This is a genomic window from Gordonia oleivorans (assembly GCF_040044975.1).
In the GTDB taxonomy this organism is placed as follows: domain Bacteria; phylum Actinomycetota; class Actinomycetes; order Mycobacteriales; family Mycobacteriaceae; genus Gordonia; species Gordonia oleivorans.
Genome location: NZ_JBDZDI010000001.1, coordinates 736,423 through 749,132 on the forward strand (window position 1 = coordinate 736,423; position 12,710 = coordinate 749,132).

Here is a 12,710-nt window from a genome sequence, read left to right on the forward strand (position 1 = left end):
GGGTCCCACCGGAGGCGCCCACACTGGGGGGATGCGTGATGTCCTGACCCCGTTGATCGAGCGCCTCGAGCACTCGCCGGTCGCGCTGGCACGGGTGGTGGCGACCACCGGTTCGGCGCCCCGCCTGGCCGGCACGGCCATGGTCGTCACCGCCGAGGGCGAGGTCATCGGATCGCTGTCGGGAGGGTGTGTGGAATCCGCGGTCATCGAATCGGCGGCGGACGTGCTGAGCACCGGATGTGCGGTCGTCGAACGATTCGGATACGCCGACCCCGACGGCATCGCCGTCGGCCTGACCTGCGGTGGTGAGGTCGAGGTGTTCATCGAACGACTCGATGGTGATCGCCTCGACGACCTGCGCCGGATCCGTGCCGCCGCCGACGCCGGGACCCCACTGGCCTGGGCCACCACCCTGACCGCCACGCCCCGTTGGCATCTGGCGTCTCGCCCGGGACAGGGCCCATGGCTGCGCCTGGATCGCGACGTCGACGACCTGTTGGCCACCGGGCGCAGCGGCATCATCGGCGTCGACGACTGCGATGACCCGGGCCAGGCCGGTTCCCGGCCACGCACCTTCGTGCAGACCTTCGCTCCGCCGGCGCGGCTGATCCTGGTGGGCGCCAACGATTTCGTCCGTGCACTCAGTGCGTTGGGTGCCGATCTCGGCTACCGCGTGACGGTCGTCGACGCGCGCGCCGTCTTCGCCACCGCCGCACGGTTTCCCGCGGCCCACGAGGTGGTGATCGAGTGGCCGGACCGGTATCTGTCGGCTCAGATCGCCGACGGCGGCGTCGATGAGAGCACCGTCGTGTGCGTGATGACCCACGAGGCGAAGTTCGACGTTCCCACGCTGCGCGTGGCGCTGGGTTCGACCATCGGGTTCGTCGGTGCGCTCGGCTCCCGCCGCACCGTCGCCGACCGCACCACCCGCCTGCGGCAGGCGGGTGTGACGGCAGAACAGTTGGGACGCTTACGGTCCCCACTCGGACTCGACCTCGGCGGGCACACGCCCACCGAGGTCGCCGTCTCGATCGCCGCGCAACTCATCGCCGCACGGCATGACGCCTCAGGCGTCGCTCTTGTCCGCCGTCGTGGACCCATCCACCGACGATGAATCGGTGTCGACGGGGATGTCGGAGGTCATCGTCGACGAATCCTGGGCCGGCAGAACGTGTTTGCCGCTCTTGTCGCACGACAGTGCCAGCGAGGAGATGTACTGCTTCTCCCCGTTCGGCCCCGGAACCGCGGATGCGATCATGTCGGGACGCTCGAATTCGATTCCGGTGACGCAGCACAGGAGTCGCTCGTCGGTCGGGTTGCCGTGCTCGTCATACATCGGGATGTCGATGCCGTCGTCGGTGCGGCGCAGGTAGTACTTGCCCTTGGTGGCCACCGCCAGGATCGGCGGGAGCACCAGCGCGAGGATCAACGCGACCAGCGGTGAGTACGGCTGGATGCTGTCACCGAAGGCGTGGAAGTACACCAGGATCGACGCTCCGGCCGCCACGATGACCGACACGAAACCGACCGGGTTGATGTTGTAGAGCATGCCGCGGCGGAACTCCGGCTCCTTCGGCGAGATCTTCAGCAGGTACTTGTTGATGGCGATGTCGGAGGCGACGGCCACGATCCAGGCGATACCGCAGTTGGCGTAGAAGTTCAGCAGCTCGTTGAGGAAGCTGAACATGTCGGCCTCCATCAGCACGATCGCGATGGCGACGTTGAAGATCAGGAAGACCAGGCGGCCCGGGTAGGTCTTGGTGACACGGGTGAAGCTGTTGGTCCAGGCCAGCGAGCCGGAGTAGGCGTTGGTCACGTTGATCTTGACCTGACTGATGACCACCAGGATGACGGCCAGGGTCAGTGCCAGCCAGTAGGGCATGAAGTCGTCGTAGATCGCCAGGAACTGATGCACCGGCTCGTTGGCGACGCCGGCCTGCTCGGCGAAATGCATGATGATGTAGACGGCCAGGAACAGACCCACGACCTGCTTGATGGCACCGAAGAACACCCAACCCGGGCCGGCGGTCAGCACCGCGGTCCACCACTTGCGCTTGTTCTCCGGGGTCTTCGGCGGCATGAATCGCAGGTAGTCGATCTGCTCGGCGATCTGCGCGATCAGCGACAGACACACACCGGCGGCCAGCATGGTGCCGGCGAACGAGACACCGTGTCCGGCTTGATTGTTCGCATCGGTACCACCGCTGAAGGCCAGGAACTGCCCGATGGCCTCGGGGTGGCTGATCACCAGGTACAGGAACGGCGCGACCATCATGATCAGCCACAGTGGGGTGGTCCACACCTGCAGCTTGGCCAGGGTGTTCATGCCGTAGATGACCAGCGGGATGATCAGCACCGAGGAGGCGAGATAGCCCAGCCACAACGGGATGTGCAGGCCGAGCTTGAGGCCCTGGGCCATGATCGAACCCTCGAGCGCGAAGAAGATGAACGTGAACGACGCGAAGATCACGTTGGTCAGGACCGAACCGTAGTAGCCGAAGCCGCTGCCGCGCGTGATCAGGTCGAGATCGATGTTGTAGCGCGCGGCGTAGTAGGCCAGCGGATAGCCGGTGAGCACGATCACCACGGCGAAGAACAGGATGCCCCACAACGCATTTCCGGTGCCGTTGGCGATACCGATGTTGGCGCCGATGGCGAAGTCGGCGAGGTAGGCGATGCCGCCGAGTGCGGAGATCGCGACCACGCCCGGACCCCACTTGCGGTAGCTGCGGGGCGCGAAACGCAGCGTGTAGTCCTCGAGGGACTCGCGAGCGGCCGCGGCGGCGGCACCGGTGGCGATGATGCCGTGCTCGGCATTCTCGATCTCACCGATCTCGGCGGTGAACTCCTCGACGCCGTGGTGATGGTGGGGTTCTGGGGACACACTGACTCCTTGGTGGACGGACTCCCAATCGGACATGGATTCCGCCAACGTAGGGTGGCCGTGTTTCTCCCAGCGATCACTCAGGTATCGGTCACGTTACACGCGCCCGGTCGTGGGGAAACCCGAATACCTCTGTGTCCGAATTACTTTCCGGTGAAGATCGGCTTGCGCTTCTCGGATCGGGCCGCGCGCCCCTCGGCCATGTCGGCACTGTTCCAGGCCCGTAGCATCGCCTCGTGGCGTTCGGCGGGTGCGGCCGCACGCGCACCGTCGCCGTTGAGCACGAGCTTGTAGTGCTGCAGCGTCAGTGGCGCGAGTTCGGCGATCATCGCCGCCCAGTGCTGCGCGTCGGTGAGATCACCGATGCGGTTGGCGAATCCGAGGGCGTGGGCGCGGTCGGCTGAGAGCGGATCGCAGCCGATCAGCATCCCGCCCGCCTGCCCGGCACCGACCAGCGACACCAGTCGACGGATGGTCCACTCGTCCACCGCCACACCGATTTTCGCCGCCGGGATCCCGGCGATGGCGTCCGGCGCCATCACCCGAAGGTCGGCGGCCATCGCCAGCTGCAGCCCCCCGCCGAGGGCGGGCCCGTTGACCGCGGCGATGACCGGCACCGGCGTCGATTCGATCTTCTGCAGGGTGGCCACCAGATGATCGAGGAAGCCCGGATCGTAGACCGGGCCCGAGAGGTCCGCGCCGGCGGAGAACACACTGCCACGACCGGTGAGCACGATGGCGCGGGCTCCGGAGTCCACCGCCGCCTCGAACGCCGAGGCGAGCGCATCGAGAAGGTCGTCGTTGAGCGCGTTGCGCTTGTCGGGCCGATCGAGCTCGATGGTGGTCACCGCACCGTCTGCACTGGTTGCAATCATGACCCCAGAGCCTACCCAACCGAGACCCGACAGCCGCCTGCTACGACTGCCACCACACCGGCTTGTTCGAGAGACCGGCAAAGCCGCCGTAGCGGAACGCGACCCCCGTCGGTTCGACGCCCTCGTGGCCCGGCTTGCCGATGAAACCGATGCACGCATCCGGATAGGTTTTCCCGACCTCGAGCCGGCCGAGATCCGAGGACGCCTCATCGTCGATCGCGACATCGCACACATTGTTCGACACCACCGCCGAATTGGCGAGACCGCCGTCGTCACCTACCGGGTACAGATGCGGAACAATGACGACCCCGTCGCCGGGCCCGTCGTCACCGGACCCCAAGAAAGTCACGTCGTAGACGAAACAGACAATCTTGGTGGCCTGGCGGGCGACATCGTCACCGGAGCTCACCAAGGACGGGTCCACCACCTTCGGACGGCGCGTGACGATTGCCCAGTACGTGGTGGGTCCGGTCTTGTTGAACAGTTCTGATGCGACCTGCTTTGTGGCGACGTGAGCCGTCTCGCCCAACGTGAGCGTTGCTCCCGGTGGCGTGAGCGCAAAACCCGCGGGTGGCCGCGGCAACGACACATCAGAGACATCTTCGATGCCATCATCGAAGAGCCCGCATCCGGCGACGGCGAGAACTGCCATGATCACAGCTGTCGCGTACCAGCGGGAATGCGTTCTCAGCACGCCCCGCATCCTAACAATGCCGACAGGCGCAGAATGACGTCGTGCCTGTGACAGACCTGGCCCCGGATACCGGCCGTAACAGCCTGGACGTCGACGTTGTCATCATCGGTGGCGGCCAGGCCGGGTTGTCCGCCGCGTACTTCCTGGAACGCTTCGGTCTGTCGGGGCGATATGTGGTCCTCGACCACGCACCCGGCCCCGGCGGAGCGTGGCAGTTCCGGTGGCCGACGTTGACCCTGGCCGGCGCCAATCACGTCCACGACCTGCCCGGATACGGTCTGACCGAGGCGCTCGGCGTCGACTGCGACGAGTACCCGGCGGCGACTGCGGTACCGGAGTACTTCGGCCGCTACGAGGAGAAGTTTGACCTTCGGGTTCGGCGTCCCGTCCACGTCCAAAGCGTCGGGCGCGACGACGATGGCTTCGTGTCCACGCTGGGCGACGGGCGCGCGGTTCATTCGCGGACGCTGATCAATGCCACCGGCACCTGGGATCGGCCGTTCATCCCGTTCATCCCGGGGATCGCCGACTTCGCGGGGCGGCAACTGCACACCCACGACTACACCGGACCGGACGAGTTCGCCGGGAAACGCGTACTCGTCGTCGGCGCCGGGATCTCCGCCATCCAGCTACTCATCGAGATCGCCCGCAATGCCCCTGGCGCACAGACCTTCTGGTGTTCGCGCACCGAACCACGGTTTCGTCCGGGACCGTTCACCGCCGACGAGGGACGGGAGGCCGTCGCCCGCGTCGAACGCCGGGTGCGCGCCGGGCTGCCACCCACCTCGGTGGTGTCGGTGACCGGGTTGTCGTCGACCCCGGCGATTGAGGCGGCCCGAGCCGACGGCATCCTGGCGTGGCGTCCGATGTTCACCCGGATCACCGAGACGGGGGTGTGCTGGGACTGCGGCTCGGCCACCACTGCCTCACCCACCAAGCCGGCCGGTGAGCATCTCGACGTCGACGTCATCTTCTGGAACACCGGATTCCGCAGCGCCCTGGACCACCTCGCACCCCTGCATCTGCGTGCGCCCGGTGGCGGCATCACCATGACCGGACGGCTGGCCACCACGGTGGCCGCCGATCCTCGTATCCAGTTGCTCGGATACGGACCGTCGGCGTCGACGATCGGCGCCAATCGGGCCGGCCGCGAGGCCGCGCGCAACGTCGTCGAGATTCTCGGACGCGGCTGACTCGGCAACGATCCGGAATACAGGGTTGACATTCTGTTGGGTTTTCCCAACACTTGGTTCTATGAGTCCGGTTCGACGGGGTGACAAGCTCCCGATCTTCAACCGCATCGGCGTGCTCCGCGCCGAGCGGCGGATGTCGCGGGCTCAGCTGGCCGAACTGGTCGACATCAACGTCCAGACGGTCGGCGCACTCGAACGCGGCGACCACTACCCCAGCCTCGACCTGGCGTTTCGCATCTGCGACGTCTTCGATCTCCCGGTCGAGGCCGTGTTCAGCCGCACCGAGTTCGGCGCGATGTCGGCCGAACTCTACGCACGGCGGTCGACCGACCCGATCCGCTGAACACGAGCTACCACCGACCCCGGAGGTGCACGATGTACGACCCGAATTCGGCGATTCCCGAAACGGCGAAACCCGCGGTGTGGCGGCGCTACGACGCGTGGCGCGGCCGGCGGCACCGTCGCTTCGCCGCCCGCACCGCCCACCAACTGCCCCGCTGGCGTAACCGGAAGAGCTATCGCCGGGTCGTCGCGGCCCAGGCGGCGGCGGTGGTCGTGATGATCGTCGGATCCGTCATCGCGTTCTTCAGCTCGGACTGGTTCCTCATCCCGTTCTTCATCGGCGCGGCGACGACCCTGGCATGTCAGCGCATCCTGCGCATCATCACCGGGTCGATCGGCGACGCCCCGATCACCGCACTCGACGAGATCCAGCTGGCCCAACGCAATTCGGCCCGCTCGATCGCCTTCATCGTCCTGTTCAGCCTGATGTTCATCCCCTACTTCGTCCTCATCGGCCTGTCCAATCTCGACAACGTCGACCCGCAGGCGATCTATGGCGTTGCGATACTGCTGATCTCGCTGATGCTGGCCGCCGCGGTCCTGCCGTCGATGCTGACCGCCTGGTGGATGGCCGACCCCGATCCCGAGGACTACGCCGAACCACCCACCGCCGAACCACCCACACCGAATTCGTCCACGCACGGTTCGTCCACCATCAACCAGGAGGGAGGGCTGCGATGACCGACTCATTGATCATCGATGGCCTACACAAACGCTACGGCGACGTGATCGCGTTGCGCGACATGACCTTCACCGTCCGGCCCGGCGAGATCTTCGGATTCGTCGGCAGCAACGGTGCGGGAAAATCCACCACGATGCGCATCATCCTCGGTGTGCTCGCCGCCGATTCCGGAACCGTCACACTCGGTGATCGTCCGATCGACCTGGCGACCCGGCGCCGCATCGGCTACATGCCCGAGGAACGCGGCCTGTACCCGAAGATGAAGGTCGGCGAGCAGCTCCGATTCCTCGCCCGGCTGCACGGATTGACCGCGGCCGACGCCGCGGACTCGGCCCGACGTTGGACCGAACGTCTCGGTGTGGCCGCACGATTCGACGACAACGTGTCCGACCTGTCGCTCGGCAATCAGCAGCGCGTACAGCTCGCCGCCGCGCTCATCGCCGATCCGGCGGTCCTGGTTCTCGACGAACCGTTCTCCGGTCTCGACCCGGTGGCCGTCGACGTGATGAGTGACGTCCTGAAAGAGAAAGCAGCCGAGGGCATCCCGGTGATCTTCTCCTCCCATCAGCTCGACCTGGTGCAACGCCTGTGTGATCGGGTCGGCATCGTGGCGAGCGGCGAGATGCGTGCCCTGGGCACCGTCGACGATCTGCGCGCACGGGGCGGGATGACCCTCGAGGTCGCCGGACCCGGTATCGACACGCCCTGGGCGGACGGGATTCCGGGGGTGCTCGAGGCGGCCTACGGACAGACCACGCTGCTGCGCGTCGATCCCGCGACGATCGACGACCAGGCCGTCCTGGCCGCCGCGTTGCGCACCGGACCGGTGCACCGATTCGCCACGTCCACACCATCATTGACCGACATGTTCCGAGAGGTGGTATCGGCATGAACACCCCCACACCCACGCGTCCCACGCCCACGTCCGCAGACGCCGGCGCCGGTGCCGGTGCCGGCGCCATGACGTCGGTCTGGCTGATCGCCCAGCGCGAGATCTCCACCCGCGCCCGCACGAAGTCCTTCGTGCTGAGCACGGTGGCCCTGATGCTCGTGATCGTCGTCGGGCTGATCGTCTGGAAGGCGTTCAGCGGCGGCGGCGAGGACAGCGAACGCATCGGCATGGTGGGCGCGGATCGCTCACTGTCGGTGACCGTCACCGAGATCGGCGAGGCCGTCGGCACCCCGATGTCGGTGGTGACACTCGATTCCGATGCGCAGGCCCGTGATCAGGTGGCGGCCGGGGACGTCGACGCCGCCGTCGTCGTCGGCCCGTACAACTCCTACACGCTGATCAGCAAAACCGGTCTGTCCGAAGACCTCTCGAGCGTGCTCCGGTCCTCGATCGAGCAGGCCACCCTCGCCGACGGGCTGGCGCAGCGCGGCGTCGACGCCGCGGATCTGCCACGCGCGGTGATCCAGACCGTCGACACCGAACCCCAGACACCCGACACCGCGCAACGCATCGTCGTGGCACTGGTCGGTTCGATGCTGCTCATCATGGCGATCATGTTGGGCGGCAACATGATCGCGGTCGGCGTCGTCGAGGAGAAGACCTCCCGCATCGTCGAGTTGCTGCTCGCGACCGTCAAACCGCTGCACCTCATGTGGGGCAAGATCCTGGGCATCGGGATCGTCGCACTCGGTCAGGTGGTCATCCTCGGGGCCACCGCGCTCATCGCCGGGATCGCCACCGGCATGCTGACCATCGCCGGAACCGCGATCGGGATGTTCGCGGCGACACTGATCTGGTTCGTCCTCGGATTCATGTTCTTCGCCACGCTGTACGCCGCGGCCGGTGCGCTGGTGTCGCGGCAGGAGGAACTCGGCTCCACCATCATGCCGCTCACGGTGCTGTCGCTGGCGGTGATGTACGCGGGGATCTTCGGCATCCAGGCGCTCGACTCCACCTTCATCAGTGTGCTCACCTGGATTCCGCCCTTCTCCGCGGTGCTGATCCCGATCCGGATCGCCACCGGCGACACCGACACCGTCCAGATCATCGTGTCGTTGCTGCTGATGGTGGCCGCGTGCGCGATCGCCACCTGGGGTGCGGCGCGCATCTATCAACGATCCATCCTGCGCACCGGCAGCCGGGTCACGTGGTCGGAGATGCTGTCGATGACCCGGTGACGGCCGCGTCGGCACCCGCGGCGGCGGGTGCCGACGGCCCGTGGGGAACGAAATCCCTGCCCCGGATCAGGATGAGCGCACACACCCCACCGACGACGGCGACGGCCCCGCTGACGAGGAACAGCAGGTCGAGGCCACTGGCATATGCGGCGTGAACACCGCCCGCGGGGTTGTCGTGCAGGGACGAGGCGATCCGGGTACTGAAGATCGATCCGTAGACCGCGATACCGACGGCGATCCCGATCTGCCGGAAGGTCGTGTTGATACCGGAGGCCATGCCGGACTGGTGCACTCCCACCACGCCGACCGCCGTCGCGGCCAGCGGCGGATTCACCAGACCGCTGCCGATGCCGGCGACGATCAAGCCGGGGATCAGATGCGTCCACGAGGAGTCGGCGTCGAGGCCGGCCATCACGAACAGTCCCACCCCGACGATCAGCAATCCCGGACCGATCAGCCAGCGCACCGGCACGGCGTCGGAGGCACGACCGGCGATGGTGGCCACGACCATCGTGCACCCCGACATCACCAGCAGACGGAGGCCGGTCTGGAAAGCGGAGTAGCCCAACGAATTCTGCAGATACAGCACGATGTAGAGCAGCATCGCGAACAGCGACCCGTTCATCGTGAAGGCCGCGATGAGTCCCCCGGTGAAGGTGGGGGTCCGCACCAGCGAGAGATCGAACATAGGTTGGGCCACCCGCATCTCGACGACGACGAACGCCACCAGCAGGAGCGCGGCCACGATGAAGCAGCCGACGACGAGGCCATCGGTCCACGACCGCTGCCCGGCCTCGGTGAGGCCGTAGATCAGGGCGACGAGCCCGGCGGTGAAGGTGAGCACGCCCGCCCGGTCGATGCGACGCGCATGCGGCGAACGTGACTCGTCGACCATGCGCAGGGTGATCAGCAGCGCGATGATCCCGATCGGCAGGTTCACCAGAAAGATGGCCCGCCAGGTGAGTCCGGTGGTGAGGACACCGCCGAGGATCGGACCGAGCGCGGTCGACACCCCGGTGACCGCCCCCCACGCGCCGAACGCGACGCCGCGCTCCCGACCGTGGAAGGTCGCCGCGAGCAGGGCGAGCGAGGTGGAGAACAGCATCGCACCGCCGATCCCCTGCAGGGCCCGGGAGACGATCAGCATCGTCGGGTCCTGCGCCACGCCGCACAGCAGCGAACCCATCGTGAAGATCACCAGCCCGATCGAGAAGATCCGGCGTCGGCCGAACTTGTCGGAGATCGACCCGGACGTGAGCAGCAGCGATGCGAGGGCCAGCGCATAGGCGTCGGTGACCCACTGCAATTGACTGAAGCTCGCACCGAGGGCGCGTTGGATGTCGGGAAGCGCGACGACGACGATGGTCACGTCGAGCAGCAACATGAATGTCGCGGCGCAGACGACGACCAGCGTCCACCATTTTCTCTGCATGAAATGCACCTTTCGCGTCGATTGCCCGTTCCTGACGTCAAAAGCCATGCGGGCCTGCTGGATTCAGTGTCCTGCAGGAGTTCGCCCGCGGTCACGGCGAGAGGTTCGCGATGTAGATTGTTGATCATGAGCTCTCGCGTGGCGCTGAATTCCTCCACCCTGGACGACCTCGACGCGAAGATCGCTCGTTCGCTGCAGATCTCTCCGCGTGTCTCGTTCCGCGAACTCGGGGAGATCCTCGGGGTGGCCGAGCAGACGGTGGCGCGACGATATCGGCGGATGCGCCGCGACGGGTTGCTGCGCGTCACACTGAATGCCTCACTGGGCGGACATGCCGGTCCGATGTGGCTGGTCCGCGTGCGATGCCGCCCCGAGGGTGCCGACACCATCGCGCACGCCGTCGCCGAACGGGACGACGTGTCCTGGGTATCGATCTACGGCGCCGGCTGGGAGGTCGCGTTCAACCTGCGGACCGACCCCGACGCGCACGCCCACGAACTGCTGACCCGGACACTGCCCAAGACCGCGCCGGTGCTCGACGTGATGTCGGCGGAGATCCTGCACACCTTCATCGGTGGCGCGGGTGAGCATCAGGACACGTGGAGCGACGTCCTCACCGCGGAGCAGAGCGAGGCCTTGCTGACGACGTCGATCCGATCCGATGGTTCGGCCGCGTCACCGCGGATACCGGATCGCACCGATCGCGTCCTGATCGACGAACTCAGCCGCGACGGCCGGACGCCGTATTCCTCGTTGGCCCGGACGATCGGCAGCACCCACGGAAAGGTGACCCGCCGCGTCGAGCACCTCATCGCGACGGGCGTCGCCTACTTCCACGTGGATCTGGCGACGGCGGCCATCGGGCTACGCAGTACCGCGCTGTGGCTGACCGTGGCGCCCCGCGATCTGGCCGCCGTCGGCAAGGCCCTGGGCAACGATCCCCGCATCCCCTTCGCGGCGGCGGTCACCGGACGCGCCAACCTGACCGCCAACATCATCGGATCGGATGCCGACGATCTCTATTCCTTTGTCACCGAGACACTTTCGGACATCGACGGCATCACCGGATATGAACTGGTACCGCTGCTGCGCAGGGTGAAGCACGCCGGGGCGCTGGTCAGCGGAGACCGCCTCGCGCCGCCGGCGGCATCGGTGAAACGTCACCGTTGACAGCGCTCAGATCTCGCCGTATCGGCGCAGCGCCTCCTCGCGTTCGGCCTTGTGGTCGACGATCGGGTCGGGGTAGTCGTCGGTGCCGAACTCGGGCACCCAGGCCGCGACGTAGCGGCCGTCGGGATCGAACTTCTTGGCCTGCGCCTCCGGGTTGAACACCCGGAAGTACGGGGCCGCATCGGTTCCCGTGCCCGCGGCCCACTGCCAGCCATGCTGATTCGACGCCATGTCACCGTCGAGGAGCTGATCGAGGAACCATCGCGCGCCCCACCACCACGGCAGGTGCAGGTCTTTCACCAGAAACGACGCGGTGACCATCCGGACCCGGTTGTGCATGAAGCCGGTCTGCGCCAGCTGACGCATCCCCGCGTCGACGATCGGGAAGCCGGTCTCGCCCTTCGTCCACGCCTCGAATCGACGCTCCGCATCCGCGTCGGTGTCCAGGTCGATGTCGTCGAACTGCCGATTCCAGTTGTGCCACGCCGAATCCGGCCATCCGAACAGCACATCGGCGTAGAAGTCACGAAAAGCCAACTCGCGCAGGTACGCCCGGGCGCCGGTACTGCGGCCGTCCAGGTCGGCCGCCAGGGTCCGGGGATGGATGTTGCCGAACTTGAGGTAGGCCGACATCCGGCTCGTCACGTCGAGGTCGGGTCGGTCGCGGTCGGAGTCGTAACCCGCCAGGTCGTCGTCGACGAAGTCCTGCCACCGTTCTCGCGCCGCATCCTCTCCGGCGGGGAGATCGATCTCGGTGGGCGGCTTGGGGATTCGGATTCGTCCGGACTTGGTGATGTCGGCGGGATCGATGAGCCGGGAGTGCTGCACCGACGTGGCGGCGGGCTTGCGCCACCCGTGATCGCGCCACTGCTTGAAGAACGGGGTGAAGACCTTGTAGGCAGACCCGTCGGACTTGGTGACCCGGCCCGGTGACACCAGGTACGGGGAGCCGAGGGGTTCGAACGAGACGCCGTCGCCGATGCCACCGAGGGCCGTCTCGACGGAGCGGTCGCGGCGCCGCCCGAACGGCGAAAAGTCCTCGCTCACATGTACAGACGAGGCACCGATCGCGTCGGCCAGCCGGGGGATCTGCTCGTCGGACCGTCCACGCACCACCAACAGCCGGCCGTCGAGTTTGTCATCGATCTCGCGGAGCGAGTCGTAGAGGAACGCCAATCGCCGTTGCCCGGACGAGCTTTCCAGCCGCGGATCGAGGACGAAACAGACGAGAACCCGCTCGGCACCGTCGAAGGCGGCGCCGAGCGGGGGAAGGTCGTTCAGACGGAGATCTCGTCGAAGCCACAGAAT

Annotated in this window: 12 protein-coding genes; 7 read left to right on the forward strand and 5 right to left on the reverse strand. The window is 66.7% G+C overall.

Annotated elements, in window-relative coordinates; genetic code table 11:
- The first annotated feature begins 31 nt into the window (after positions 1–31).
- Positions 32–1,114, forward strand: coding sequence for an XdhC family protein (locus ABLE92_RS03290; protein WP_348803139.1), 1,083 nt, complete (start codon positions 32–34; stop codon positions 1,112–1,114).
- Here ABLE92_RS03290 and ABLE92_RS03295 read toward each other — a convergent pair.
- From ABLE92_RS03295 to ABLE92_RS03305, 3 genes are all read right to left on the reverse strand, one after another.
- The gene (locus ABLE92_RS03295; RefSeq protein ID WP_348803222.1) at positions 1,067–2,824 is read right to left on the reverse strand and encodes a purine-cytosine permease family protein; all 1,758 of its coding nucleotides are present in this window, start codon (positions 2,822–2,824) and stop codon (positions 1,067–1,069) included. The two genes, ABLE92_RS03290 and ABLE92_RS03295, sit on opposite strands and share 48 nt — an antisense overlap.
- 203 nt (positions 2,825–3,027) lie before the next feature.
- Entirely contained in the window at positions 3,028–3,759 is a 732-nt protein-coding gene (locus ABLE92_RS03300) for an enoyl-CoA hydratase (RefSeq protein WP_348803140.1), read from the reverse strand.
- Between the two features lie 40 nt (positions 3,760–3,799).
- The gene (locus tag ABLE92_RS03305) at positions 3,800–4,411 is read right to left on the reverse strand and encodes a hypothetical protein (RefSeq protein ID WP_348803142.1); all 612 of its coding nucleotides are present in this window, start codon (positions 4,409–4,411) and stop codon (positions 3,800–3,802) included.
- 83 nt (positions 4,412–4,494) lie between these two features.
- Here ABLE92_RS03305 and ABLE92_RS03310 point away from each other — a divergent pair, with 83 nt between their 5' ends.
- The 5 genes from ABLE92_RS03310 (at position 4,495) to ABLE92_RS03330 (ending at position 8,800) form a co-directional block, all read left to right on the forward strand.
- Complete coding sequence (locus tag ABLE92_RS03310; RefSeq protein ID WP_348803143.1) at positions 4,495–5,646, forward strand: NAD(P)-binding domain-containing protein; 1,152 nt, start codon at positions 4,495–4,497, stop codon at positions 5,644–5,646.
- A gap of 61 nt (positions 5,647–5,707) precedes the next feature.
- Complete coding sequence (locus ABLE92_RS03315) at positions 5,708–5,989, forward strand: helix-turn-helix transcriptional regulator (protein WP_348803144.1); 282 nt, start codon at positions 5,708–5,710, stop codon at positions 5,987–5,989.
- 32 nt (positions 5,990–6,021) lie between these two features.
- On the forward strand, positions 6,022–6,669 hold the full coding sequence (locus ABLE92_RS03320; protein ID WP_348803145.1) for a hypothetical protein: 648 nt from the start codon (positions 6,022–6,024) through the stop codon (positions 6,667–6,669).
- Entirely contained in the window at positions 6,666–7,562 is an 897-nt protein-coding gene (locus ABLE92_RS03325; protein ID WP_348803147.1) for an ABC transporter ATP-binding protein, read from the forward strand. The genes ABLE92_RS03320 and ABLE92_RS03325 overlap by 4 nt, the downstream gene beginning before the upstream one ends.
- Positions 7,559–8,800: an ABC transporter permease gene (locus ABLE92_RS03330; protein WP_348803148.1), complete on the forward strand. Its 1,242-nt coding sequence runs from the start codon at positions 7,559–7,561 to the stop codon at positions 8,798–8,800. Before ABLE92_RS03325 ends, ABLE92_RS03330 begins: the two co-directional genes overlap by 4 nt.
- Here ABLE92_RS03330 and ABLE92_RS03335 read toward each other — a convergent pair.
- Positions 8,766–10,232 carry an MFS transporter gene (locus ABLE92_RS03335; RefSeq protein ID WP_348803149.1) on the reverse strand — a complete coding sequence of 489 codons (1,467 nt, stop codon included), beginning with the start codon at positions 10,230–10,232 and terminating at the stop codon, positions 8,766–8,768. The two genes, ABLE92_RS03330 and ABLE92_RS03335, sit on opposite strands and share 35 nt — an antisense overlap.
- Positions 10,233–10,358: 126 nt before the next feature.
- Between ABLE92_RS03335 and ABLE92_RS03340 the strand changes: the two genes are divergently transcribed.
- Entirely contained in the window at positions 10,359–11,402 is a 1,044-nt protein-coding gene (locus ABLE92_RS03340) for an Lrp/AsnC family transcriptional regulator (protein ID WP_348803150.1), read from the forward strand.
- A gap of 6 nt (positions 11,403–11,408) precedes the next feature.
- Here the strand turns inward: ABLE92_RS03340 and ABLE92_RS03345 are convergent, their stop codons facing one another.
- The gene (locus ABLE92_RS03345; RefSeq protein ID WP_348803223.1) at positions 11,409–12,707 is read right to left on the reverse strand and encodes a cryptochrome/photolyase family protein; all 1,299 of its coding nucleotides are present in this window, start codon (positions 12,705–12,707) and stop codon (positions 11,409–11,411) included.
- Positions 12,708–12,710 lie beyond the last annotated feature (3 nt).